Raw genomic sequence first — 24,031 nt, 5'->3', positions numbered from 1 at the left:
TCTCCTTAGTGGCTTTCGATGGTGGCGGCGTAGTCGGCCACCCTGCGGGCGATGAGGCCGAAGGACACGGCACCGGGGTCCGGGTGGCCCAGGCTCTTTTCCGCCAGGGGGCGGGCCCGGCCCTTCTTCGGGCTGAGCCCGGCGGTCTCGTCGGCGGCTTTTGCTGCCGCCTCCGCTGCTGCACGAAGGCTGCCGGCCAGGCTGCCGCCGTCGTCAATTGCTTTGTTGAAGGTGTCGGCGAACGGAAGCAGCGCGTCCACCATGGTCTTGTCCCCTGCTTCAGCCTTGCCCAGGGTGATGATGGCGTCGCGGAGGGCGTTGACGGCTGCGGCTGCGTCTGCGGCGGTGTAGGCGTCCTTGCTGCCCAGGGTCCTGCCGACGGCGGTGACGGCCGCGCCCCACAGGGCCCCGGAGGTACCGCCGGCGCGTTCGGCCCACTGCTCACCGGCCGCCGCAAGGACTTCCTCCAGTCCGGCACCGCCGGCGTGGGATTTCTCGGCGGCCGCCACGGCAGCGTCCACGCCGCGCCGCATGCCGATGCCGTGATCGCCGTCCCCGGCGATGGCGTCCAGTTTCCCCAGTGCGTCCTCGTGTTCGACGACGACGGACCGGGCTTCCTTCAACACACCCACCGCCGTGGCAGCCAAAGCCGTCGAAGCTGGCGTGGCGGCCAGCGCCGGCGCCGTTTCCGCCTCGGCGAGGGATGCGACGGACCGTGCACGGCGCGGCGCCAGGTTGCCCTTGCGGAACGCGGGGGTGTCAGCCGGTGCGGCCCAGAACTTCTCTAGTTCCGCATCCAGCCAGAACAACGTCAGGGACAGCCCGGACATGTCCAGGCTCGTGACCAGTTCACCGCATTCCGGCTCTACGATCTCCAGCCCGGCCTGGGTGAGCAGCGCCTCGATCCTGCCGAACAGCAGGAAGAGTTCGTCGTACTTGACCGTTCCCAGGCCGTTCAGGATCGGCACCACCCGGTGGCCTGCCGTTTCCGGCTTGTCCGCCAGCAGCCCATCCACCAGCAGCGTTGCGAGCTCGCTGGCGGTGGGAAGGGGTTGCTCCGAGATGCCCGGCTCGCCGTGGATGCCGAGCCCCACCGACATCATGCCGTCGGGCACTGTGAACAGCGGCTCGGCAGCTCCGGGCAGGGTGCAGCCGGCAAAGGCAACACCGAGCGAGCGGGTGTGGTGGTTGGCCTTGATGGCAAGCCGCTCCACCTCGTCCAGGTCCAGGCCCGCTTCTGCTGCCGCCCCGGCCACCTTGAACACCGTGAGGTCGCCGGCGATGCCACGGCGCTTGCCGATTTCTTCGAGCGGTGCGCTGGCGATGTCATCGGTCACCAGCACTGTGCGGGTTTCGATGCCCTCGGCGTTCAGCTTTTCCTGAGCCTGGCCAAAGTGCAGGACGTCGCCTGCGTAGTTGCCGTAGCTGAGGAGGACACCGCCGCCCGCTTGTGACGCTTTGGCCACCCGGTACACCTGCCCCGCGGAGGGGGAGGCAAACATGTTGCCGCAGGCGCTTCCGGCGGCCAGCCCGGCGCCCACCAGGCCGGCGAAGGCCGGGTAGTGGCCGGATCCGCCGCCGATGACCAGTGCCACCTGCCCCTCCGGTGATTCGGTGGAGCGGACCACGCCGCCGTCAACGCGCGCCACGTACTGTCGGTTGGCGGCGACGAAGCCGTCGAGGGCGTCGTCTGCGAACTGCGCTGGATCGTCAAATATCTTTGTCATGATTCCTCGTTGAACCGGTTGGGTCGGTTGGGATGCCTGCCGGCCTAGCGTGCAGGAACTGCCGCAGGGGTCTGCCGCCCCTGGGCCACCAGGCTGGTGCCCAGTGCATAGCCGTCCCGCTTGGGCAGCACCTGCCGGCGCAGGTATTCCTGGTTGGCGGCAGTGACGCTCAGGCCGTCGCCGCCGTAGTGCTCGGTGCAGATGACGCCCTGGAAGCCCACCGAGATGGCGAACTGGAAGGCCTCGCGGTAGCTGATGAGTCCGGATTCCATGGGGGCCGGCATGGCAACGTACTGGTCCCGCGCCTGGTCCTCGTCGCGGATGTAGTTCTTGACGTGCCAGTAGTTGGAGTAGGGCAGCGTCTTCTGGACCAGTTCACGCCAGTCCTCGATGGGGCGGTGCAGGCGGATCAGGTTGCCCAGGTCCGGGTTCAGCCCGACGTTGGGCAGGTCGATGTCCTGGACCAGCTGTACGGAAGAGTCGCCCGTACCCAGGTACGTGTCCTCGTACATCTCCAGTGATACCAGGAGGCCAAGTTCAGCGGCGTGCTTGCCTACTTCACGGATGCGGGTGACGGCGCTGTTCCAGCTTTCCTTGTCCCCCACGGGGTCCTTGTGGCCTTCGACGGTCCAGAACCACAGCTGCTTCCGCTGCTCAGGGGTTATGGCCTGGTGCAGGCCGATCGAGACAACCTCGCAGCCAAGCTGCGCTGCTGCTTCGAGGGTGCGGTGGGTGTAGGCCAGGTTGTCTTCCCAGTGGCCTTCCTCGATCACGCTGCGGCGGATGGCCGAGATGGAGGGAAGGCCAAGGCCGGCGGCGGCGGCGGCGGCCTTCAGCTCATCCAGCCGGGCGCTGGACAGGTCGCCGGGGCGTACCCAGCTGTCCGTGAGGTCGGCGTTGGTGAAGCCGGCGTCGGCCACTTCCTCGAAGACCTGCTGCCAGTCGCCGGCAGGGGCGTCCTGGACGGTGGTTCCGTTCGGCTTGGTACCGGGGAACTGCAGCAGGGCAGCGGCGATGGGCCAGTTTTCAGCGGTGTACGGCATTGTCACTCCAGATCATGAATCGCATTTCCTATAGGATCTACGGCATTGTGCGTCCCTGTCAAGGGCTCGGTGGTGCCTTCTCAATGTGAGGGGCGGGATATCGGGGCGCTCAGGTTCCCCCGGCGCGCCGGGCGGCAGGGCTAGCTGCGCACTTCGCTGTCGTGCTGCGAGCGCTGCTTGACGCCCTCGATGTGGTCGATCATTTTTTGCCGGGCCAGCCCGGCATCGCCGGCTTCGAAGGCCCTCAGGATCTCGGTATGTTCCGCGATGGCATAGTCGGCGTCAGTGACACCCAAACCGCCGAAGAAACGGAAGCGCTGCACCTGGCCGCCCAGCGCGTTGTAGGCGGACAGCAGGAACTGGTTGTCCGCGGATTCAGCGATGAGGCGGTGGAAACGTTCGTCAGCCTCCCAGTAGGCACGGAACTCGGCGAACGACGGACCCCGCGGTGCCGCCTTCAGGTCCTCGATGGCCTGCTCCAGCTGCGCCGTGAGCTTCGGGTCCGCGTGCTTACAGGCCATGAAGGCGTTGGCCGGCTCGATCACCAGCCGGGCGTCCATCAGGTCTGCCAGCTCTTCCGGAGAGAACAGCGGGGCCACCCGGTACCCGCGCAGGGCCATCCTCCGGACCATTCCGGTGGCCTCCAGCCGGGCGAGCGCCTCCCGCACCGGCGTCGGTGAGACGTCCAGTTCCCGGGCCATCCCGTCGATACTGACCGGGGTGCCGGCTTCCAGCCTGCCATCCATCAGGGCAACCAGAAGCGCTTCATAAACGTGGTCGGCGAGGACCTGCCTGCTCACGCCGCCGGACGCCTGGTTCTTGGTTGCCATGTAGAAATCCTATAGCCGGTAAAGGGGCGGGAGGTTGCGGATGGCGGCGCCCCTGGCAACGGTGCCGCGCGGCCACTAAGCCGCCGCACGGCACCGGTGCCTGGAGGATGTCAGGAAACCTGCAGGCCGCCGTTGATGTCATAGGTGGCGGCCGTGATGTAGCCGGCGTCCGCGCTGAGGAGGAACGCGATCAGGGCCCCCACTTCCTCGCGGGTTCCCACCCGGCCCATCATGATCCCCTCGGACATCTGCGCCTTGCGCTCATCGCTGAGCGTCCCGCCCATGATGTCCGTGTCGATCGGGCCCGGCGCGATGGCGTTCACGGTGATGTTGTGTTCGCCAACTTCCCGGGCCAGCGCGCGGGTGAACCCCAGGATGCCGGCCTTGGAGGCACTGTAGGCCACCTTGGAGTAGGTGCCGCCGCCGCGCTGGGCGGAGATGGAGGAGATGCTGACGATCCGCCCCAGCTTCCGCTCGATCATGCCCTTGAGGACGCGCTGGGAAACAACGAAGGTACCGCGCATGTTGATGGCGAAGACCTTGTCCCATTCCGCCACGGTGGTTTCCATGAAGGGGGTGGGCGAACTGATTCCGGCCAGGTTCACCAGTCCCACGATGGGCGGAAGAGCCTGCTCGATCTCCGTGATGGCCCGGTCCACCGATGCCTCGTCCGACACGTCGGCTCCCACGCCGATGGCCTTGACGGCACGGCTGGAGCCAATTTCCGCCGCGGCGGCTTGGGCGTCTTCGGCGTTGATGTCCAGGATGGCGATGGACCAGCCCTGGCTGGCCAATCGGTCCGCGGTTGCGCGGCCAATGCCGCGGGCCGATGCCGCCCCGGTCAGGACCGCGGTACGTTCTGTGGGGAATGCGTGCTCTGTAGTCATTGCTGTTTCCTAGTGGGTTTCGGCGGCAGGAACGGTGGCCCCGGGGGCGGAGACACCTTCGGGCCGCTTGTGTGCGTAAAGGTAGGTGGCGACGGCGGTCACGGCCAGGCAGGCGGCGAGGAAAATCAGGCCGGTCTGGCTGTTTCCGGTGGCGTCCTTGAGGATGCCCACGATGTAGGGGGCTACGAAGCCGCCCAGGTTGCCGAGCGAGTTGACCATGGCCAGCCCGGCTGCGGCCGCGGCGCCGGTGAGCGCTGCGGAGGGCATGGCCAGGAAGGGCGCAATCGCGGAATAGATGCCCATCGCGGCGAGGGTCAGGAAGACCATGGCAAGCACGGCGTTGACGGGCAGGAGGAAGCCGGCGCCCAGGAGGCCGACGGCGGCAAGCACCATGCTGACGCTGGCGTGCCACACCCGGTTGCCGGTGCGGTCCGAGCGCTTGCTCCAGAAGTAGACGAACACCGCGGCGATGGCATATGGAATGAAGACGATGAACCCGACCTGTGTTGAGTCGAACGTGCCGAGCGCCTTGACGATGGTCGGCAGCCAGAGGCCCAGGCCGTAGATGCCGCAGACCAGGCCGAAGTACAGGGCCGAGTACGCCAGCGTGCGCGGGTCCTTCAGGCCGGCGAGGAAGTTGTGGTTGCCGCTCTTCTGCTTGTCGGCCAGTTCCTTGCTCATGGTGGTGGAGAGCCATTCGCGTTCTTCCGGCTTGAGCCACTTGGCGTGTTCCGGGCGGTCCGTCATGACGAAGGGCGTGATGATGCCCAGGATGATTGCGGGGATGCCTTCGAGGATGTAGAGCCACTGCCAGCCGTGCAGTCCGGCGACACCTTCCAGGTTCAGGAGCATGCCGGATACCGGGGCGCCGAGGGCGTTGGAGATGGGCTGGGCCAGGATGAAGATGCCCAGCACCGTGACGCGCTGCGCGGCGGGGAACCAGAGGGTCAGGTAGAAGAGGATCGCCGGGAAGAAGCCTGCTTCCGCCGCCCCGAGCAGGAAGCGGATGATGTAGAACGTGGTCTCGCCGTTGACCAGGAACATCGCGGTGGCGAAGATGCCCCAGCTGATGAGGATGCGGGCGATCCACTTCCGGGCGCCGTAGCGGTACATGCCGCCGTTGGATGGGATCTCTAGCAGGGCGTAGCCCAGGAAGAAGATGCCGGCACCCAGGCCGTAGGCGGCTTCGGTCAGGCCGATGTCACCCTGCATGCCGAGCTTGGCAAAGCCCACATTGTTCCGGTCCAGGTAGGCGATGAAATAGAGAAGGACGATCAGGGGCATGAGCCGCCGGCGTACCTTGCGGAGGGTGGTCTCCCCCAGGTCGCTGAGGGCAGGGGTAACAGCGCGAGAGGTCATCGCAGGCCTCCAGTTTGAGTTTGGGGACCCTTGAAAAGGGAATGCGCGCGCATGAAGACTCCTTTGGCTGGCGGCATTGTGAGGGGGCTTGATATCAGATGTCTGATGTCTGTATGAGATTCTAGTCACAGGCGTGAAAGGGCGTCAACATGAGCGGAAGGTGTGGAAGAACGCCGCCGTTTCCGGCTACCCGCTGCGGCAAACGGCAGGCAGGAGCGTTAGCCTGCTGTGGCTCCAGTGCGGGTGGACATGGCAAGGAACTGCTCGTAGTCCTCGAAGGTCTGGGTGATGTGCGCGTCCATCGTGGAGCGCGCGGTGGCCGGATCGCCGGCGGCGATCGCTGCCAGGACCATTTTGTGATGGTGGATGGCGTGGCGCTGCACGTCGGGGAACGCCGAGGTCTCGCGCCGCATGGCGTAAAGCAGGGTGGACAACTGGCCCAGCAGGGCCGGCACGAACGGGTTGCCGGACGCCCGCAGGACGGTGTCATGGAAAGCAATGTCGGCCACCGTCAGCGCATCCACGTCGCCCGCGTGGTGCGCCGCTTCCATTTGGTCCACGCTGTCCTGCAGTGCAGTGAGGTCAGCCGGCCTGTGGCGGGAGGCTGCAAGTTCGGCGGCCCCGGTCTCCACCATGCGGCGGACCTCCAAGAGCCGAAGGGCCACCTGGTCCGAGGCCACGCCCCTGGACGCTGCCCGCATGATGGCATCCAGCCCCGTCCAGCGCTCGGGCGGATTGACGAACGTGCCCAGGCCGCGTTTCACGTACACCACGTCCTGCGCCTTAAGGGCCTTCATGGCTTCACGCGCAGTGAGGCGGCTGACCCCTGATTCCTTGGCAATGTCCGCTTCCGGCGGAAGGGCGTCGTCGGCCTTGATCTGGCCGCTCAGGATGTATTCGAGGACCTTGTCCACGACGGCGTCGACCAGGGTGGGCCGCTTCTCTGCCATCGTCATTTCCCCTGCCTGCGCGCCCGCGGCGCCGCGATTTCCTTCCCTAAACATTACTAGACGCACCTGTGCAACCGCCGCCGGACCGTCGTCGTAGGTTAAATACCAAACGCGGGGCCACTCCCTGCCGTCCCACTGCATGGGACGGCAGGGAGTGACCCCGCGTTGTGCGGTTCTGCCTAGAGGGCTGAGTAGACCTCGCGGAGCAGCTTGGCGGTCTCGGAAGGCGTCTTGCCAACCTTCACGCCGGCTGCCTCGAGGGCTTCCTTCTTGGCCTGCGCGGTACCGGCGGAGCCGGAGACGATAGCGCCTGCGTGGCCCATGGTCTTGCCTTCGGGGGCGGTAAAGCCGGCAACGTAGCCGACGACCGGCTTGGTGACGTTGGCCTTGATGTAGTCGGCTGCGCGCTCTTCGGCGTCGCCGCCGATTTCACCGATCATGACGATGGCCTTGGTCTCGGGGTCTGCCTCGAACGCGGCCAGGGCGTCGATGTGGGTGGTGCCGATGATGGGGTCGCCGCCGATGCCGATGGCGGTGGAGAAGCCCAGGTCGCGCAGTTCGTACATCATCTGGTAGGTCAGCGTGCCGGACTTGGAAACCAGGCCGATGGGGCCCTTGCCGGTGATGTTGGCGGGGGTGATGCCAACCAGTGCTTCACCGGGGGTGATGATGCCGGGGCAGTTCGGGCCAATGATGCGGGTGACCTGGTTGCCGTCGGCGTCAACCTTGGACTGGGCCAGGGCCCAGAATTCGGCGGAGTCCTGGACGGGAACGCCTTCGGTGATGACCACGACCAGGCCGATGCCCGCCTCGATGGCTTCGACCACGGCGTTCTTGGTGAATGCCGGCGGAACGAAGACGATGGAGACGTCGGCGCCGGTTTCAGCCATGGCTTCCTTGACGGTGCCGTAGACGTTGATTTCCTTGTCGCCGTGCAGGACCGTGGTGCCGGCCTTGCGGGCGTTGACGCCGCCAACGATGTTGGTGCCGGCCTTGAGCATCAGGGCGGTGTGCTTGGTGCCTTCGCCGCCGGTGATGCCCTGGACGATGACCTTGGAGTCCTTGTTCAGATAGATAGACATGGTGCGTCCCTTACTTCGCTGCGTTGGCGAGCTCGGCGGCCTTGTCGGCGCCCTCGTCCATGGTGGCGGCCAAGGTAACCAGCGGGTGGTTGGCCTCGGTGAGGATGCGGCGGCCTTCCTCGACGTTGTTGCCGTCGAGGCGGACTACCAGCGGCTTGTTGGCGGAGCTGCCCAGTTCGGCGAGTGCGCCGACGATGCCCTTGGCGACGGCGTCACACGCGGTGATGCCGCCGAAGACGTTCACGAACACGGACTTGACCTGCTCGTCACCCAGGATGACGTCCAGACCTGCGGCCATGACCTCTGCCGAGGCTCCGCCACCGATGTCCAGGAAGTTGGCGGGCTTGACGTTGCCGTGGTTCTCACCGGCGTAGGCCACCACGTCGAGGGTGGACATGACCAGGCCTGCACCGTTACCGATGATGCCCACTTCGCCGTCGAGCTTGACGTAGTTGAGGTCCTGCGCCTTTGCCTTGGCCTCAAGCGGGTCTGCAGCGTCCTTGTCCTCGAGCTGCGCGTGCTTGGCGTGGCGGAAGTCGGCGTTCTCGTCGAGGGAGACCTTGCCGTCCAGGGCGACGATGTCGCCGGCACCGGTCTTGACCAGCGGGTTGACCTCCACCAGGGTGGCGTCTTCCTTCTTGAAGACATCCCAGAGCTTGAGGATCACGGCGGCGACCTTGCCGCGCAGTTCCTCGGCGAAGCCGGCGGCTGCGACGATTTCGTCGGCCTTGGCCTGGTCGATGCCCACGGCGGGGTCGATGGCGATCTTGGCCAGCGCTTCGGGACGTTCGACGGCGAGCTGTTCGATTTCCATGCCGCCTTCAACCGAGCACATGGCCAGGTAGTTGCGGTTGGCCCGGTCCAGCAGGACGGAGAAGTAGAACTCCTCGGCGATGTCAGCACCCTGTGCGATCATCACCTTGTTGACGGTGTGGCCCTTGATGTCCATGCCCAGGATGTTGGTGGCGTGCTCAAACGCCTCATCCGCGGACTTTGCGACCTTGACGCCGCCGGCCTTGCCACGGCCGCCTGCCTTGACCTGTGCCTTGACAACGGTTACGCCGCCGATCTTCTCGGCAGCTGCCTTTGCTTCTTCTGGGGTGTACGCCACGATGCCGGCAAGCACGGGTACACCGTGCGCCTCGAACATATCGCGCGCCTGGTATTCAAACAGGTCCACGGTTTAGTGTCCTTCTACGTCGAAGTAGTTTCTGTACAGTCGGACACCATCGAAAAGGACGATGACCGGGCTGCGGATTGCACGCACCGGCGGCCTGTCTGGAAACGAGCCACGCGGCGTAATGCTCCATTGGGAACTCTAGTCCTTTGGAGGGACCGGGCCGTCCCAGACTACCTCTTATGTGAGTAAGCACACTATTCTATTGAGCGTAGAAAAACCGCGGATTTACGGGGTTTTTTGGCCCTCCGGCGGTACAGGCTCGCTGCTTTTATTGGGGCCCGGAATCAGCTCGTAACGTTGCGGGGAAACGAAGAATCCGACACCCGCTGACACGTTTCCGCATGCCACGCCGCCGTTGTAAGCGGAGCAGCGCAGCCCGTTGCGTTCGAGGTTTTGCCCGTCCGCAAGCACAGGCAATTGCGTCAGGGGCCCCGCTTTGTTCCCCTTGGGCCCGTACGTTCCTTCCATGGATGTGACGCCGGAACGGCATTCCCCGTAGCGGGCGGTGTCCGGCGACAGGAGGGCCACACCGCCCAGGTAGCCAAGGTGGGTTCCGGCGCAGTCGTCCTTGATATCGCCTGGCTCGGGCGCCGGATAGGAGGCGAGCTCGCAGTGGGCTACCGGGACGATGGGCAGCTTGTTGTTGGCGGCGTCGCTGTAGCGGTTCTGCTCGTAGGGCAGGTTCAGGTGTTCCCCGCGGGCGGACGTGAGCGAGCACGCGACGGTTCGGTCCGCGGTGATGAAAGAGAGAACGTCTTCGCCGCTGGAGTAGGTCTTCGCGTCCGCCAGGGGCGCTTTTACCAGCTGCTCCATGGGTGGGAGCGGGGCCGGCGGAACATACGAAGGGTCCTGGGTGGTCACCGTGCACCCCGTGGCAGTGATAAGGAAAAGGGCGGCGAGCATCCCCCCAACAGTCCGTCGCATGGCCTCCATTATGCCCGCCAAGGGCCTGCTTAGGCGTCCAGCTTGGTGAGCGGCGCGTACCGCAGGAGCAGGCGCTTTTCGCCGACGTCGAACTTCACCTTTGCCACGGTCTTGTCTCCTGCCCCTTCCAGGGCCAGGACGGTTCCGTTGCCAAAACTGGTGTGGTTGACCTTGTCCCCCACGCTGACGGCGATAATTTCCTTCTGCGGCTGCACCCGGTTCTTGGCGATGAACGCTGGGACGTCGGCATTGAAACCGGCGGAAGAGTCTGCCGCGGCGCCGCGGGCTGTGCCGGCACCCCAGAACGATCCGCTGTAGCGGCCTGAGCCAATCGAGCCGCCGCCTCCCCACGATTGCCGGCTGGTTCCTTCCCGCTTCCATTCCAGCAGCTCTGCCGGGATTTCTTCCAGGAACTGGCTGGCAGGGTTGTACTGGCTCTGGCCCCACATGCTGCGCACCTCGGACCGGGTGACGTACAGCCGCCTCCGTGCACGGGTGAGGCCCACATAGGCCAGCCGGCGTTCCTCGGCCAGTTCCTTGGGGTCGGTGGCGGAGCGCTGGTGGGGGAAAAGACCGTGCTCCATGCCGGTGAGGAAGACCACGGGAAATTCCAGGCCCTTGGCCGTGTGCAGGGTCATCAGTGTCACCACGCCCAGCCGCTTGGCCTCCGCAACTGCGGCGTCAATGTCCGCGCCAGGGGCGTCCGGGATCTGATCGGCGTCTGCCACCAGGGAAACCTGCTCCAGGAACGCGCCAAGGCTGCCCTCGGGATTCTCCTGCTCGTACTCCCGCACCACGGCCACGAGTTCAGCGAGGTTTTCCACACGGGACTCGTCCTGGGGGTCGGTGCTGGAGCGCAGCGCGGCGAGGTAGCCGGTCTGTTCCAGAACCGCTTCAAGTGCAGCGGCAGCGCCGGACCCGGCGGCCACTTCAGCGAGGTCGTCCAGCATTTTCACGAAGCCCAGGACAGCGTTGACTGAGCGGGTGGCCATGCCTGGAGCCTGGTCCGCGCGGCGTGCGGCCGCCATGAAGGAAGTGCGCTCACGGCTGGCGAGTGCCGCCACGGCGCCCTCCGCGCGATCTCCGATGCCGCGCTTTGGTTCGTTGAGCACCCGGCGGAGGTTGACGTCGTCGTCCGGGTTCACCAGGACGCGCAGGTAAGCCAGGGCGTCCTTGATTTCCTTGCGCTCGTAGAAGCGGGTGCCGCCCACCACCTTGTACGGCAAACCCACGCGCACCAGCACGTCCTCGATGGAGCGGGACTGGGCGTTGGTCCGGTAGAAAATGGCGACATCTCCAGGGCGGAGGTTCTCCTCGTCCTGGAGCCGGTCGATCTCCTTGGCGATGAACTGCGCTTCGTCATGTTCGTTTTCGCCGACGTACCCGATGATCTTGTGGCCTTCGCCCTCGGCGGTCCACAGCCGCTTCTCCGGCCGGTTGGGGTTGCGGGAGATCACCGAGTTGGCGGCGCTCAGGATGTTCTGGGTGGAGCGGTAGTTCTGCTCCAGCTTGATGGTGCGGGCCTCCGGGTAGTCCTTTTCGAACTCCACGATGTTCCGGATGTCCGCGCCCCGGAAGGCGTAGATGGACTGGTCCGAGTCGCCCACCACTGTCAGTTCGGAGGCGCCCGGGCCCTCGCCCACGATCTCCCGGACCAGGGCGTACTGGGCGTGGTTGGTGTCCTGGTATTCGTCCACCAGGACGTGGCGGAACCGGCGGCGGTAGGACTCTGCCAACGATGGGAAGGCGCGGAACATGTAGACGGTCTCGGCGATGAGGTCGTCGAAGTCCATGGCGTTGGCTTGGCGCAACCGCTGCGTGTAGCCCTTGTAGACGTCCGCGACCGCATGTTCGAAGGGGTCGTTGTAGTTGGCGGCCGAGGCAAAGGACTCGGCGTCGATCAACTCGTTCTTCAGGGCCGAAATCTTGTGCTGGATGGCCTTGGGCGCAAACTTCTTGGGGTCCAGGTCCAGGGTTTTGGATACCTGGGTGACCAGGCGCAGGGAGTCGGCGGAGTCGTAGATGGAGAAGTTGGATTTCAGTCCGACGTTGGCTGCTTCCTGCCGCAGGATCCGGACGCAGGACGAGTGGAACGTGGAGATCCACATGATCTTTGCGCGGCCACCCACCAGCGCCTCAATGCGCTCCCGCATTTCCGCGGCCGCCTTGTTGGTAAAGGTGATGGCCAGGATTTCCCCGTGGTGGGCGCGGCCGGTGGCGATCAGGTACGCGATCCTATTGCTGAGGACGCGGGTCTTGCCGGATCCGGCACCCGCGACGATCAACAGCGCAGACCCGGCATGCTTGACCGCTTCCTCCTGCTGCGGGTTCAGGCCCTCCAGCAACTGGGCAGCGTCGGGACGGCGGCTGCCATGGTGCCTGCCGGCGTCGTCCGCATTCCCGTCATGCTGGCTGCCGTGGGGCTGGTTGCCATGCTGCCATCCCCCGGACGGGTGTTCCCCGTCGACGTGCGGGTCCGGCATTCCGCCCGGCCCTGCCGCGGTGGCAACGCCCTCCGGCCCCGTCCTGGTGCGGGCGGTGGCGGCAGGAGCGGCCTTGAACGGTCCGTCAGAGTACGGGTCAAACAACATATCCATGGTGCCTACAAGTCTAGGCGGTGGGACCGACAACGCCTTCCAGCCTGTGGATTGCGGGCACTTATCCACATGGGGCTGTGGTGATTCCTAGCCGACGGAGCCTGACTGAAGGGCGGCACGCAACTGGCGCACCGCCGTCGTCCCTCCAGCGAGGAACCACTCCAGCCCGTTGACCCGGACGGTGTCCACTGTGCCCCCGGCGGCACGGACAATCGCCTTTCCCGGCAGCCAGTCCCATTCCGGGCAGCTGTGCTGGAACCAGCACCCCAGCTGCCCATTCGCCACACGGCCCAGGTCGCAGGATCCGGACCCCAGCATGCGGAGGGACGCGGCGGAGGTGGCCGCAGCATGCCACGGCATGGCGCACATGGGATCCATCAGCCACGTGGGGTGGATGTAGGTGGCCGCGCCAAGTTCGGCAACATCGGCGGCGTTGCGCCTGCCGCCGTCGTCGCTGAACGCCGTCAGCGGATCACCGTTGAGCGTGGCGGCCCGGTCATGGCCGCCGAGCCACAGCTTGTCCTCCTCGGGCTGGAAGACGGCACCCAGCAACACATCATCGCGGTTCTTCAGCGCAATGGCGGAACACCAGTATGTGGAGCCGTGCAGGAAGTTGTAGGTGCCGTCCACGGGGTCGATCACCCAGGTCCGGCCGCTGGTTCCCTGGACGGACGCGCCTTCCTCGCCGAGGATGCCGTCTTCCGGCCGGCAGCGCTGCAACTGCTCCAGGACGTATGCCTCGGCGGCGTGGTCGGCCGCGGTCACCACATCGGAGACGGAGGTCTTTTGTTCAGACTGCAGGCCGGCCATGCGCATGAGGAGCGCCAGCTGTCCGGCTTCGCGGACCAGCGCGGACGCCAGTTCGTAGTCGTCCAGTGAGGGGTCAAGTACAGCTGCGCTGTGTCGGCCAGTGGTCATGGGTTCAGTTTATGGGGCGGGATAATGGTGCCATGGCCAAAACCCCCGCCCAGCGGATCAAGAAGCATGGCGCCAACGCGGCTGTGCCGCAGCATCACCTGCCACCGGTGGTCAACCCCACCACGGCGCGCACACCGGAGAAGGCGCAAGGCAACAGCAACCTGATTGTGATCGCCGGCGTGGTGGCCAGCCTGTTCCTGTTCTGGTACCTGCACCTGCTGACCCTTACCCAGCTCACGCAACTCTCCCAGGAAATGGCAATGCCTGATTCGCTGGTGGGCGGATTCGATGCCGGCTACATCGGACGCCTGCAGGGGGTCATGAACAGCGATGCCCTGGGACAGCTGAACTATGTCCACAAGACCGCCGGAACGCTCTTCCCGCTGATCTTCGGCTTCACATGGCTGCTGCTTATCGGCACCAACGTGGCACGGAAGGCGCTGCGCTGGGCCTTGTGGGCACTGCCGATGCTGTTCGTGGTGGTCCGGCTGTGGGGGAACGTGGCCATTGACGCAATGATGGGCACGGCGGGTCCCGACGCCGGCCAGGTGGCTTTGGCGTCCGGCCTCACCGTGGCTGGCTGGGTGCTGCTGGTCCTAAGCCTCCTCGCCGGGGCGGCGGCTGTGTTCCTTCGGCACCGGACGGCGGGCAGAGCAGCTAGCGCATAGTTCCGATGTGAACGGAAAGCCGTTTCGCCTCCAGCGCGCTTTTCGTTCCGCCTTTAGCTCCCGCCACCTTCAGCACGGCAGTGACAAATTCCGCCGGCACATTTGCCGGTATCCTCTGCCCGTGCGGAATTGCTGCCCACAACTCGGTGCAGGTGGCCAACAGCTCGTCGGTACCAGTAGGCAGCCGTGGCCGTGCCGCGGCAGCCACCGCCAAGGCAGTCAGCGCCGGCCAGACCCTCTCCAGATGCCCTTCGTACGCCACCAACGCCAGATTGCGGGTAAGCCGCCCCATGGCGAGACCGCCGGCAGTCAACTGGTTTCGGGCCCCGTGGGCCAGCTGGTCTGCGAGCAGCAGTCCCCTCTTTGCCAGCTCCAGTGCAGTGCCAACGGCATCCGTCGGCTCGCTGGCAGCGAGTTGCGTAATCAGCCACTCGTGGGTCAAGAGACCGATTCCACCAGCGGTTGCGCCTGCCAGTTCCCCATTACGCCGGCATACCAGCCCTTCGTAGACTGCCCGTTCGCGGTGCCAGACGGCGCCCAGGTCCGGCCAGAAGGGCACAATGGTGGCGACCTCCAGCCAACTGCCCCGTGGCCACTCCTTGCCACCGCCCCATAGGTCTGGTGACAGCAGCTCCTGGGGAAGGGACGGGAACCGGTCCAGCGGAACTGGCAGGACCAGTGCTTTGTTCACGGCCGGAGGCGTAAAGCCGCCTCCTGCGACCCAATCCCGGAGTATTCTTCCGGCCTGCCGTTCCGGGTTCTCGGAGCCGCCGAGGGGGCCCACTGGGATGTCGGGAAGGCTCGATGCCAGTTCCCCGTCCGTTGGCCCCAGACGCAGGAGTGCCTGGAAGAAGTCCGCTTCTCCGTACTGCCAACCTTCGCGCGCATAGAGATTGAGCACCGACACCAGTCTGCCCAGGTCGACGCGGAAATCGGAGTAGCTGGGCGTAGCGAGGGAATACGGGACGCTGCCGGCCTGGAGGGCCAGTTCGCTATGGCGGAAGACGCGGATTGCGGAGAGAGCGTCGAGACGGGAGAACCAGTCAAACGGGTCGAAAGGCCCGGAGCGCGCACCCCGCACTTTGGCGGTAAGAAAATGATGAGCGGCCACGTCCCACCCATTTGACGCCCACAGCTTCACAACAGTTTCCGGGTCCGGGTATGCGAGTTGATCCGGCAGCCGCGGGGCAGGGCCCACGAATTGCGGGTCGGTCAGCGGATGACGGCGACCGTACCACTCGCGTACTTCCCGGGGAGCATGAAAGGCCGAACGAAGGAACCGGTCCAGGTACTGCTCCTCAACCACCGTGTGCCGTGATTGCCGGTCCCACCAGGGAAGCGGGAATTCAAGGTTCACCTCGGGCGCCACGTACGGTGGAATGAACGGCTGCTCCACGGTATCCGGAGCCCACAGCGACTGCACTGAACGTGGGTCTTCCCGGATGACAATGGCGGGAACACCCAGCACCTTTTCCGCCATTGACCGGATTTTGAGGTCAGCGGATCCGGCAGCGGCCTCCCAGCACATCCGCAGAACGCCGTCGCAACCTTCGGCTGGCTGGAGTGCCTTTAGATGCCGGACCAAAAGTACCTGCGGCTTTTTCTCGCTTCTTGCAAACACTGCGCTGCTGAGTTCCTGCAGGTCACTTCCGCTCAGCGGGGCCCCCAAGAGGAGTTCCAACGCCAGGAAAGACATGAATCCGGGCGCCGTTGCCACCACCGAGAGCAGGAGGGGGATGATCCTGCCTGTTTCTTCCTGCGTCGGTTTCAAGGCGGTCAGGACTTCGGCCAGCAGGCGTTGGTTGGGGGTTCCGTCGCAGCGTGACAGCGCCGTTTCAACGCGGCAAAGTACGTCGGCGCGGGTCAGCGTTCCCCTTTGCACATAGCCACAAAGGGCGGCGCCAACCCCGGAATCCTTCAAAGGGGCGAGCGCGTCGGCAGTGTCGAAACAGCGAATCAAGGCGTCGGGTGCAGTGTCATCGAGGTCGAAAAGCTCCAAGAGCTGTGTCTGGGTACGTGGCAGAACCTCGCAGCATCCTGCCGGACCGATACGGAATTGGAGCCCTCCCCAGCTGGGATATTCGTACGTCCGGGCAGCATCCTCGTCCCAAACCTCGTGGACCTGCCGGAGGCAGCCATAGTAGAAAGCCCACAGGCGGGGATATGCCTCCAAATCCGTGGTGGGAATTTTGAAATGGAGAATTAGCGGCAGGCAGTGGCGGATGACGGCAGCGGCCGTTTCCCGTTCCGCTTTTGCATTCCGGACGATCGCTGCTGCCACAAATTCCCGGCACCATGCTTCGCCCTTCGCCACCATGGCATCGACCAGCAGCAGGACAGCTTGGCTCTTGCTCGAAGCCAGACTTCGCCAGGGCAGGAGCCGCGCAGCATTTCGCGGAGAACTGGCCATAACCGTGACCACGTCCCTGATGCTGAGGTTGGCGTAAAGGTTCTCCATGGTCATGTTGCCCACAGAGCGGTAGTCCGTGTCATCCCGCAGCAGGTGGCGGCCGCCTTTTGCAAACCAGGCGCTGGCATCCTTCAGGTCGGACGGAGAAAGTTTCCTGATGAACTCCGGCACCGCTTTGCGGTCATCCCCTGTGACTAGACGACGAATCACCTGCACCGCTGCCGGATCGGCGCGCTCCTCAATCGCCATGGAGATCACCTGCCTGGTCTCCGCCGGCGTCCAGCAGGCGCAGCTGGACGGCCAGCACGTGCTTGCAGGGTCCCCTGGACCCCCGGTTGTCCATCCACCAGGGGCACGTACACCGGTAGGACCCGTCAGACCCGGTGATCCGGTACGCGTAGGTTCCTGCAGTACTGCGGACTTCCCACCAGTTGTCCCTGCGTACCACGCCTCCGCCGGCAAGGATGCTGCGGGCAGCCGCAAGCCTTGGGTAGTCCTTCACCGTGCGTTGCCGGTCCAGCGGCAGTTCCCGGTGGAAGTACTCCCCCTCAAGCAGATCGAATCCGACTTTGCCGGAGGCGCCCAAATAGGCAAGTCCATGGTTAATCCGGGGCGCAGCCAACCCTGTCTTCACCTGGAGCTCACCGGCGGAAACGACTGACTGCCATGACAGGAACTTCAGCACAGTCTCCCCGTCAGCCTCCGCCCCGGGCGCCGCAAGCGACTCAAGGATCCCGCCTTCCCCGGAAAAACCCCGCGCCGCGGCAGGAGAAAGCAGCAGCGTGAAGTTGGCTCCAGGCAATTGGAACACCCAGGCACTGGAACCGCTGCCATGCTTGAAGATGTCCACGCAGGTGGCAAACCGGGCGACACGTCGTGCCGCAGCCAGCCGTCCGGTCCCGGCCAAGGTTACTGAGTGCGGCCTTGCGGTTGTCACTTCACGGAACCCTCGTGCAGATGGCAGCAATACAAGTGTGCGGCCAGGCCGCGCTGCCGGAAGGGACGACAGGAACTGGGCAATGGCGGGTCCGCCCATAGTGGCCAGGTGGGACATTCCCGCAGCGATGCCGGGGGTCTCGGCGAAACCCCTCACCCACCGGTCCGGGAGTTCGACTTGCCGTTCCAGGTGGCTCTCTGCCGGAGTGGAAACCAACAGCCCATCACGGCCGACAGCCAAGTGCAGCAGCTCGTTCCGGTGGACATTCGCCAGTGCAGACCGCAGGGCACTGTTGATGTCCACATTGGTTGTTCCGAAGCCAATATCGCCGCCGTCAAAGCTTGCCGCCAGGAGGTCGAGCCGCGCATAGACACCATTGCAGGCAGAGAACGACTCGCACCGCAGCCGGTCTCCGCTGGCTGTCATTACGGGGTCCAGGACGTCGCTGAGACGGAACGCCGCATCGAAGTATCTCGACGCCGCGACGTCTGCCACGGCAAGGAGGGCGTTCGCCACTACGTCCGGACGGGCAGCAAATCCGCGGAAGAAACTCGGATTCTGCACCAAACCGTTCGGGGTGGCTCCCAGTGCAGATTCGAGCAGAAGCCGGCTCCCGCCGTCGGCCTCCCGAAGCGTTGATTCCGCCAGGTAGGTGCTCATGGAAGCGTCCCAGGGCGCGCAGGTGCTGAAGGAGGGGAGACAGCCAAACGACGGTGCTGGGACCGGTCCCCCACCGGCGAGGCCGCAGACGGCATCGACATGGCGTTAGCCTAAGCCGGTACCCGGCCGGCCCACACAAAGAAGGGCTCAATTTATGGTCAAGAACTGCCAAGCCGTGCGGGGCGATCTGTGGATCCTATGTACCGGATACTCCGTTGTTGACGGCCAGCGCCGCAGCGCGGGCAGCTGCCCGCTGCTTCCGGTGCCGGTGCACCCGCTGCGCAATGACAAGCCCCGCGGCGGCCATGCCCACAGTCACGGGATATCCCATCAGCCGTTCCAGCGTGCCGGGCTCAGGTACGTTCATGCGGGTAAGCCCGCCGGTCGCCACTGCCGCCAGTGAGACGCCGCCGCACACCAGGAGGAACCATGACATCCCGGTCTTCCGGAGCCAGAGGACTCCCAGCACCAGGAGGGCCGCCCCGCCAGCTATGAAGTAGGTGATGGCGCCGGCGTAGTGCCAGGGCGAGCCCGCATCCTCCGGGACCAGCCCCACCACCACAGTTCCGGCCCCTGCGGCTCCGGTGAGCAGCCGGACCGCGGAGGCCGCGAGCCAGGGCTCCCTGCGGGCCCAATCCACGCGGGTACCTGGACGGGCGGCCACGCGCAGCAGTCCCGAGGTCAGCAGCACCGCCCCCACCAGCAGCCCAAGGCCCTGGATCACGAACGACGCATTCATCAGCCAGTTCAACGGCGAGCAGACATCCCGGCCGCCATAGATTCCGCAGTGGAGCGCACCAAGGTCACTGATATACCCGGTCCGCAGGTCGTAGGAGCGCGGTCCGGTCCACGCCATGGCCACGGCTGCCTCAGCGGCGAAATACTGCAGCACGCTCAGCACTGCCCAGGCCCCGATGTATTGCCGGGTTGACGCTATGTCCGGTGTGAAGGCAGTGGCGGGAGCGGCAGTTGGGGCTGGACTCATGCCTTGAGCGTAGTACGGCCCGGCACCTTGTATGCTTGTAACCGTGTCCGAACGGACCGGCCCCGCCGACCTCCACCGGACACCCGCCCTCGTAGCTCAGTGGATAGAGCACGGCTCTCCTAAAGCCGGTGTCGTTGGTTCGATTCCAATCGAGGGCACTTGAACTCTCCTTCCCCGGAGCCAAGCCTCCGCGCCTACCTCCTGGGCAGCCAGCCAGCCAGCGCCACCAGCCGCGCAGGGCAGCCGGGCCGCTGGCGGGTGGAGCGGGACCTGCTGGACAGGTCGGACGGCACCCGCGGAACCTTTTCCGGCGTCGTGATTTTCACTCCAATGGACGACGGCGGCCTGGCCCTTCGCGAGGAAGGCACCATGCGCTGGCCTGCTTTCACCGGCCCCGCCTCGCGGGAGTACGTGCTGAAACCCGCGGCGCGGCCCGATGCGCTGGACGTGTTCTTTCCCGACGGCAGGCCGTTCCACCTGATGAGCTTCACCCCGGACGCCAGCCTGGACACCCACTGGTGCGACCCCGACACCTACCGGGTGTCCTACACCCGCCAAGGCCCGGACGCGTTCAGTTACAGCTGGGACGTCACCGGTCCCCGCAAGGATCTGCTGCTGGTCTCGCGCCTGGCAAGGATCACCGCATGAAGGACCGGATCGTGGTCTCCGCCGTCTGCGTGTTTGACGACGCCGGGCGCCTCCTGACCGTGCGGAAGCGCGGGACCGGCATGTTCATGCACCCCGGCGGCAAGCCGGAGCCGGGAGAAACCGCTGTGCAGGCAGCTGCGAGGGAACTCGCCGAGGAGGTCGGGATCGTGGTCCGCCCCCAGGAGCTTGAACTGATGGGGGTGTGGATCGCCGACGCCGCGAACGAGGCCGCCACCGATATCGAAGCAACCGTCTTCATCGCCCCGGGCACGTGGCAGGCCACTCCCGCGGCTGAAATCGCCGAGATCCGGTGGCTGGACATCAGCAGGCCGGCGGACGCAGCCCTCCCCCAGGACCTCGCGCCGCTGCTGACGGACCACATCCTGCCCCTGCTGGCCTCGCGGGCCCTCTAGGCAGCGGCCGGGCTTCCAGCCCTTAGAACTCGGGAACGGCCTCGTGCGCCACAGCGGTGGCTTCCGCAAACTGCGTCCGGTACAGCTCGGCGTAGCGGCCGTCCGCCGCCAGCAGTTCGGTGTGGGTTCCGCGTTCCACGATCTGGCCGCCCTCCACCACCAGGATGGCGTCCGCCGCGCGGACGGTGGAGAGCCGGTGCGCAATTACGACGGCGGTACGCCCCTCGAGTGCGGCGCCCAGGGCTGCCTGCACGGCGGCTTCGTTCGTGGAGTCGAGCGCGGCAGTGGCCTCATCGAGGATGACAACCCGCGGCTGGGCAATGAGGAGCCGGGCAATGGTGAGCCGTTGGCGTTCACCGCCGGAAAGCCGGTAGCCGCGCTCCCCCACCACCGTCTCCAGGCCGTCCGGCAGGGACCTGATCATCGTCTCCAGGCGCGCCTGGCGCAGGACGTCCCACATGTCTTCGTCCGTGGCGTCGGGCCGGGCCAGCCGGAGGTTGGAGGCGATGGTCTCGTGGAACAGGTGGCCGTCCTGGGTGACCATGCCCAGAGTGTCCCGCAGCGAATCGAAGGTGGCATCCCGGACGTCCAGCCCCGTCCCCGGCGCGGTGCCCCCAAGACGCACGGCGCCCGAGTCGACGTCGTAAAGCCTCGACAGCAGCTGGGCAATGGTGGACTTGCCGGCCCCGGAGGAACCCACCAGCGCCACCGTCTGGCCTGGCTCAACCCGGAAGCTGACGCCGTGCAGCACTTCCTCGCCGCCCCGCGTGCCCAGGGTGGAGACCTCCTCCAACGAGGCCAAAGAGACCTTGTCCGCGGAGGGATAGGCGAAGCGGACGTTATCGAACTCCACGGACACGGGCCCGGCAGGAACGGGCACAGCATCCGGCTTCTGCTGGATGAGCGGCTTCAAATCCAGGATTTCAAACACCCGTTCAAAGCTGACCAGCGCGCTCATGACTTCCACGCGGGCGTTGGACAGCGCCGTGAGCGGGGCGTAGAGCCGGGTCAGGAGCAGCGCCAGGACCACCACATCACCGGGCGCGAGCTGGCCGCCCAGGGCGAGCCAGCCGCCCAGGCCATACACCAGCGCCAGGGCGAGCGCGGAGACCAGGGTCAGTGCCGTGACAAACGTGAACTGCAGCATCGCCATGCGGACGCCGATGTCGCGGACGCGGCCCGCGCGGGCAGCGAACTCGCGGGATTCCTCATCCGGGCGGCCGAACAGCTTCACCAGCGTGGCGCCGGGCGCGGAGAACCGCTCCGTCATCTGGGTGCCCATGGCGGCGTTGTGCGCGGCAGCTTCGCGGCGCAGGTCCGCCAGTTTGGAGCCCATGCGCCGGGCAGGGATCAGGAAGATCGGCAGAAGGACCATGGCGAGCACGGTGACCAGCCAGGACTTGTTGAGCATCACGATTAGGGTCAGGGCCAGCGCCACGGAGTTGCTCACCACGCCGGAGAGCGTGCCGGCGAAGGCGGACTGCGCTCCAATGACGTCGTTGTTGAGTCGGCTGACCAAGGCTCCCGTCCGGGTGCGGGTGAAGAAGGCAATGGGCATGCGCTGCACGTGGTCGAACACCCGGGTGCGCAAGTCAACGATGACGCCTTCGCCGATGGTCGAGGACAGCCAGCGGGTCAACAGCCCCACCCCCGCCTCGCCCACCGCCACGATGGCGATCAGCACGGCCAGCCAGATCACGGTACCGGCATCCGTCTTGGCGATGATGGCGTCAACCACCTGGCCGGCAAGCACCGGGGTGGCGACGGCCAGGAAGGCCGCCGCGATGGAAGAGAGCACAAAGGCGATGAGCTTGCCCTTGTGCGGAGCGGCGAAGGCCAGGACCCGCTTCAGGGTTTCCTTGGAGAACGGCTTGGAGCCGCTCTTGGCGGTGCTGATGTTGTAGAGCGAGCTCCACGCCACGCGGTCCATGCTCATGGTTATTTCTCCTGGCTTGCAGTGTGGTGGAGCTCCTGGACCGTTCCGTTTTCCAGGCGCCACCGGTAGTCGAGTCGGACATTTTCGAGCAGCCGACGGTCGTGGGTGACCAGCAGCAGGGCCCCGTCATAGCTTTCAAGGGCCTCTTCCAGCTGCTCAATGGCCGGCAGGTCGAGGTGGTTGGTGGGTTCGTCCAGCACCAGCAGGTTCACGCCGCGCGCCTGGAGCAGCGCCAGGGCTGCCCGCGTCCGCTCCCCCGGGGACAACGAATCCACGGTCCGCGACGTGTGGTCCGCCTTGAGGCCAAACTTGGCCAGGAGGGTGCGGACGTCGGCGCTGTTCCAGTCGGCCAGCACGGCTTCGACGGCGTCGCCCAGCGGCAAGGCGCCGTCCAGCAGCCCGCGGGCCTGGTCAATTTCGCCCACGGCAACGTTGGCACCCATGGAGGCGTCGCCGTCGTCCGGTGCCTGCGTTCCCAGTAGCAGGCGCAGCAGGGTGGACTTCCCGGCGCCGTTCGGCCCGGTGATCCCGATGCGCTCGCCACCATTGAGCTGCAGGTTGACCGGCCCCAGCGTGAAGCTGCCCTGGCGTGCCACCGCGTTGCGCAAGGTGGCCACGACAGCGCTGGAGCGCGGCGCCTGGCCAATGCTGAACTGGAGCTGCCATTCCTTCCGGGGCTCCTCCACCACGTCCAGCCTGGCGATGCGTGATTCCATCTGCCGGACTTTCTGCGCCTGCTTCTCGGAGGACTCAGTGCTGGCGGCGCGCCGGATTTTGTCGTTGTCCGGGTTCTTCTTCATGGCGTTCCGGACACCTTGGGAGCTCCACTCCCGCTGGGTCCGGGCCCGGGACACCAGGTCTGCCTTGGTGGCGGCGAACTCCTCGTACTTCTCGCGTGCGTGCCGCCGAACCACCGCGCGTTCCTCGAGGAAGGCGTCGTAGCCGCCGTCGTAAACGGCCACGCTGTTCTGGGCCAGGTCCAGCTCCACCACGCGGGTCACGCAGCGGGCCAGGAACTCGCGGTCGTGGCTGACCAGCACCACGCCGCCGCGCAACCCCGTCACGAAGTTTTCAAGGGTGGCAAGGCCCGCGAGGTCAAGGTCGTTGGTGGGCTCGTCCAGCAGCACCACGTCGAAGCGGCTCAGCAGCAGGGCAGCCAGCGCCACCCGGGCCGCCTGGCCGCCGGAAAGCCCTGTCATCAGCGCTTCAGGGCCGGCGTCCAGCCCCAACTCTGCAAGCACGGCAGGGATGCGGTCATCCAGATCGGCGGCACCGGAGGCCATCCAGCGGTCAAAGGCACGGGCGTAGGCATCATCTGCCCCGGGAGCACCCGATCCCAAACCCTCCGCGGTGGATTCCATTTCAAGGGTCGCCTCCGCGCAGCCGGTCCGGCGGGCAATGTAGCCTGCCACTGTTTCACCCGGAACGCGTTCATGCTCCTGCGGCAGCCAGCCAACGAACGCATCGGCCGGGGCAAGGCTGACGGCGCCCTGCTGCGGCTGGTCAACACCGGCAAGGAGACGCAACAGCGTGGATTTTCCGGCGCCGTTTGCGCCCACGACGCCCACCACATCGCCGGGGGCCACTGTCAGCGAGAGCCCGGAAAAAAGCATGCGGTGCCCATGGCCGCCGGAGACGTCCTTGGCAACAAGGGTTGCAGGCATCGATTCGTCCTTTCGCCGCTGCCCGGACAGCCGTTGACGGCCGGCAGAGGCGGCGAAAACCGGGCCGCGGCGCCGCTGGGGCTGCAGGACATAGAAGAACCCGCTGGTCCGGACTTGGGGGGTGTACGGACCAGCGGGCTCGACCAACAACTATAGACGAATATGGGTCACGGGCAAAATCCGCGGCACAAAACGCGCGCGGGCAGGCACGGT

At 66.0% G+C, this 24,031-nt stretch carries 19 protein-coding genes and 1 tRNA gene; 4 read left to right on the top strand and 16 right to left on the bottom strand.

Translation table 11 applies throughout. The features are described 5' to 3' along the window. Nucleotides 1–5 precede the first annotated feature (5 nt). The 11 genes from ACTAQI_RS21110 to ACTAQI_RS21060 form a co-directional block, all read right to left on the bottom strand. Nucleotides 6–1,727, bottom strand: a complete 1,722-nt coding sequence (locus ACTAQI_RS21110) for a dihydroxyacetone kinase family protein (protein ID WP_457948501.1) — start codon at nucleotides 1,725–1,727, stop codon at nucleotides 6–8. A 44-nt stretch (nucleotides 1,728–1,771) separates the two neighbouring features. Beyond that, complete coding sequence (locus ACTAQI_RS21105; RefSeq protein WP_457948499.1) at nucleotides 1,772–2,770, bottom strand: sugar phosphate isomerase/epimerase family protein; 999 nt, start codon at nucleotides 2,768–2,770, stop codon at nucleotides 1,772–1,774. Between the two features lie 140 nt (nucleotides 2,771–2,910). After that, the gene (locus ACTAQI_RS21100) at nucleotides 2,911–3,600 is read right to left on the bottom strand and encodes a GntR family transcriptional regulator (RefSeq protein WP_457948497.1); all 690 of its coding nucleotides are present in this window, start codon (nucleotides 3,598–3,600) and stop codon (nucleotides 2,911–2,913) included. 110 nt (nucleotides 3,601–3,710) lie between these two features. After that, entirely contained in the window at nucleotides 3,711–4,487 is a 777-nt protein-coding gene (locus tag ACTAQI_RS21095) for an SDR family NAD(P)-dependent oxidoreductase (RefSeq protein WP_457948495.1), read from the bottom strand. A 9-nt stretch (nucleotides 4,488–4,496) separates the two neighbouring features. Then, complete coding sequence (locus ACTAQI_RS21090) at nucleotides 4,497–5,846, bottom strand: MFS transporter (protein ID WP_457948493.1); 1,350 nt, start codon at nucleotides 5,844–5,846, stop codon at nucleotides 4,497–4,499. 218 nt (nucleotides 5,847–6,064) lie between these two features. Next, entirely contained in the window at nucleotides 6,065–6,796 is a 732-nt protein-coding gene (locus ACTAQI_RS21085; RefSeq protein WP_457951123.1) for a FadR/GntR family transcriptional regulator, read from the bottom strand. 179 nt (nucleotides 6,797–6,975) lie between these two features. Continuing rightward, nucleotides 6,976–7,878, bottom strand: coding sequence for a succinate--CoA ligase subunit alpha (gene sucD, locus ACTAQI_RS21080; protein WP_457948491.1), 903 nt, complete (start codon nucleotides 7,876–7,878; stop codon nucleotides 6,976–6,978). A gap of 10 nt (nucleotides 7,879–7,888) precedes the next feature. Next, a complete protein-coding gene (gene sucC, locus ACTAQI_RS21075; protein ID WP_457948489.1) occupies nucleotides 7,889–9,058 on the bottom strand; it encodes an ADP-forming succinate--CoA ligase subunit beta in 1,170 nt (389 codons plus the stop codon). A 225-nt stretch (nucleotides 9,059–9,283) separates the two neighbouring features. Next, the gene (locus ACTAQI_RS21070; protein ID WP_457948487.1) at nucleotides 9,284–9,991 is read right to left on the bottom strand and encodes a hypothetical protein; all 708 of its coding nucleotides are present in this window, start codon (nucleotides 9,989–9,991) and stop codon (nucleotides 9,284–9,286) included. Nucleotides 9,992–10,011: 20 nt separating this feature from the next. After that, complete coding sequence (gene pcrA / locus ACTAQI_RS21065; RefSeq protein WP_457951122.1) at nucleotides 10,012–12,573, bottom strand: DNA helicase PcrA; 2,562 nt, start codon at nucleotides 12,571–12,573, stop codon at nucleotides 10,012–10,014. A 93-nt stretch (nucleotides 12,574–12,666) separates the two neighbouring features. Then, a complete protein-coding gene (locus tag ACTAQI_RS21060; RefSeq protein ID WP_457948485.1) occupies nucleotides 12,667–13,497 on the bottom strand; it encodes an inositol monophosphatase family protein in 831 nt (276 codons plus the stop codon). Between the two features lie 32 nt (nucleotides 13,498–13,529). On the opposite strand from ACTAQI_RS21060, the gene ACTAQI_RS21055 reads away from it, so the two are divergent. After that, nucleotides 13,530–14,165 carry a hypothetical protein gene (locus ACTAQI_RS21055; protein WP_457948484.1) on the top strand — a complete coding sequence of 212 codons (636 nt, stop codon included), beginning with the start codon at nucleotides 13,530–13,532 and terminating at the stop codon, nucleotides 14,163–14,165. Here ACTAQI_RS21055 and ACTAQI_RS21050 read toward each other — a convergent pair. The 3 genes from ACTAQI_RS21050 to ACTAQI_RS21040 form a co-directional block, all read right to left on the bottom strand. Next, nucleotides 14,155–16,824 (bottom strand): hypothetical protein, encoded by a 2,670-nt coding sequence (locus tag ACTAQI_RS21050; RefSeq protein ID WP_457948483.1) that lies wholly within the window; start codon nucleotides 16,822–16,824, stop codon nucleotides 14,155–14,157. The genes ACTAQI_RS21055 and ACTAQI_RS21050 overlap by 11 nt on opposite strands. Then, nucleotides 16,814–18,172 carry an SWIM zinc finger family protein gene (locus tag ACTAQI_RS21045; protein ID WP_457948482.1) on the bottom strand — a complete coding sequence of 453 codons (1,359 nt, stop codon included), beginning with the start codon at nucleotides 18,170–18,172 and terminating at the stop codon, nucleotides 16,814–16,816. Before ACTAQI_RS21045 ends, ACTAQI_RS21050 begins: the two co-directional genes overlap by 11 nt. 196 nt (nucleotides 18,173–18,368) lie before the next feature. Continuing rightward, nucleotides 18,369–19,157, bottom strand: a complete 789-nt coding sequence (locus tag ACTAQI_RS21040; protein ID WP_457948480.1) for a DUF998 domain-containing protein — start codon at nucleotides 19,155–19,157, stop codon at nucleotides 18,369–18,371. Between the two features lie 85 nt (nucleotides 19,158–19,242). Between ACTAQI_RS21040 and ACTAQI_RS21035 the strand changes: the two genes are divergently transcribed. The 3 genes from ACTAQI_RS21035 to ACTAQI_RS21025 all read left to right on the top strand — a co-directional run bounded on the left by ACTAQI_RS21035 (nucleotide 19,243) and on the right by ACTAQI_RS21025 (nucleotide 20,218). Further along, nucleotides 19,243–19,315, top strand: a tRNA-Arg gene (locus tag ACTAQI_RS21035). A 1-nt stretch (nucleotide 19,316) separates the two neighbouring features. Next, the gene (locus tag ACTAQI_RS21030) at nucleotides 19,317–19,805 is read left to right on the top strand and encodes a DUF6314 family protein (RefSeq protein ID WP_457948479.1); all 489 of its coding nucleotides are present in this window, start codon (nucleotides 19,317–19,319) and stop codon (nucleotides 19,803–19,805) included. Then, nucleotides 19,802–20,218 (top strand): NUDIX hydrolase, encoded by a 417-nt coding sequence (locus ACTAQI_RS21025; RefSeq protein ID WP_457948477.1) that lies wholly within the window; start codon nucleotides 19,802–19,804, stop codon nucleotides 20,216–20,218. The genes ACTAQI_RS21030 and ACTAQI_RS21025 overlap by 4 nt, the downstream gene beginning before the upstream one ends. Nucleotides 20,219–20,240: 22 nt before the next feature. On the opposite strand, the gene ACTAQI_RS21020 is transcribed toward ACTAQI_RS21025, so the two are convergent. Together ACTAQI_RS21020 and ACTAQI_RS21015 are read right to left on the bottom strand one after the other, a co-directional pair. Further along, nucleotides 20,241–22,154 (bottom strand): ABC transporter ATP-binding protein, encoded by a 1,914-nt coding sequence (locus ACTAQI_RS21020; RefSeq protein WP_457948475.1) that lies wholly within the window; start codon nucleotides 22,152–22,154, stop codon nucleotides 20,241–20,243. 2 nt (nucleotides 22,155–22,156) lie between these two features. Beyond that, nucleotides 22,157–23,818 carry an ABC-F family ATP-binding cassette domain-containing protein gene (locus ACTAQI_RS21015; RefSeq protein WP_457948473.1) on the bottom strand — a complete coding sequence of 554 codons (1,662 nt, stop codon included), beginning with the start codon at nucleotides 23,816–23,818 and terminating at the stop codon, nucleotides 22,157–22,159. Nucleotides 23,819–24,031 lie beyond the last annotated feature (213 nt).

It is taken from the genome of Pseudarthrobacter sp. alpha12b, from assembly GCF_054130495.1.
The sequence above is the reverse complement of the archived record's forward strand: the minus strand, read 5'-3'. Positions and strand labels throughout refer to the sequence as shown.

Excerpts from the sequence above, each read along its gene's own strand:
- ACTAQI_RS21055 (WP_457948484.1), top strand. The coding sequence starts at position 13,530 with ATGGCCAAAACCCCCGCCCAGCGGATCAAGAAGCATGGCGCCAACGCG.
- ACTAQI_RS21045 (WP_457948482.1), bottom strand. The coding sequence starts at position 18,172 with ATGAGCACCTACCTGGCGGAATCAACGCTTCGGGAGGCCGACGGCGGG.
- ACTAQI_RS21095 (WP_457948495.1), bottom strand. The coding sequence starts at position 4,487 with ATGACTACAGAGCACGCATTCCCCACAGAACGTACCGCGGTCCTGACC.
- ACTAQI_RS21100 (WP_457948497.1), bottom strand. The coding sequence starts at position 3,600 with ATGGCAACCAAGAACCAGGCGTCCGGCGGCGTGAGCAGGCAGGTCCTC.
- ACTAQI_RS21085 (WP_457951123.1), bottom strand. The coding sequence starts at position 6,796 with ATGGCAGAGAAGCGGCCCACCCTGGTCGACGCCGTCGTGGACAAGGTC.
- ACTAQI_RS21020 (WP_457948475.1), bottom strand. The coding sequence starts at position 22,154 with ATGAGCATGGACCGCGTGGCGTGGAGCTCGCTCTACAACATCAGCACC.
- ACTAQI_RS21090 (WP_457948493.1), bottom strand. The coding sequence starts at position 5,846 with ATGACCTCTCGCGCTGTTACCCCTGCCCTCAGCGACCTGGGGGAGACC.
- pcrA (WP_457951122.1), bottom strand. The coding sequence starts at position 12,573 with ATGTTGTTTGACCCGTACTCTGACGGACCGTTCAAGGCCGCTCCTGCC.
- ACTAQI_RS21015 (WP_457948473.1), bottom strand. The coding sequence starts at position 23,818 with ATGCCTGCAACCCTTGTTGCCAAGGACGTCTCCGGCGGCCATGGGCAC.
- ACTAQI_RS21110 (WP_457948501.1), bottom strand. The coding sequence starts at position 1,727 with ATGACAAAGATATTTGACGATCCAGCGCAGTTCGCAGACGACGCCCTC.
- sucD (WP_457948491.1), bottom strand. The coding sequence starts at position 7,878 with ATGTCTATCTATCTGAACAAGGACTCCAAGGTCATCGTCCAGGGCATC.
- ACTAQI_RS21040 (WP_457948480.1), bottom strand. The coding sequence starts at position 19,157 with ATGAGTCCAGCCCCAACTGCCGCTCCCGCCACTGCCTTCACACCGGAC.
- ACTAQI_RS21060 (WP_457948485.1), bottom strand. The coding sequence starts at position 13,497 with ATGACCACTGGCCGACACAGCGCAGCTGTACTTGACCCCTCACTGGAC.
- ACTAQI_RS21070 (WP_457948487.1), bottom strand. The coding sequence starts at position 9,991 with ATGGAGGCCATGCGACGGACTGTTGGGGGGATGCTCGCCGCCCTTTTC.
- ACTAQI_RS21105 (WP_457948499.1), bottom strand. The coding sequence starts at position 2,770 with ATGCCGTACACCGCTGAAAACTGGCCCATCGCCGCTGCCCTGCTGCAG.
- ACTAQI_RS21025 (WP_457948477.1), top strand. The coding sequence starts at position 19,802 with ATGAAGGACCGGATCGTGGTCTCCGCCGTCTGCGTGTTTGACGACGCC.
- ACTAQI_RS21050 (WP_457948483.1), bottom strand. The coding sequence starts at position 16,824 with ATGGCGATTGAGGAGCGCGCCGATCCGGCAGCGGTGCAGGTGATTCGT.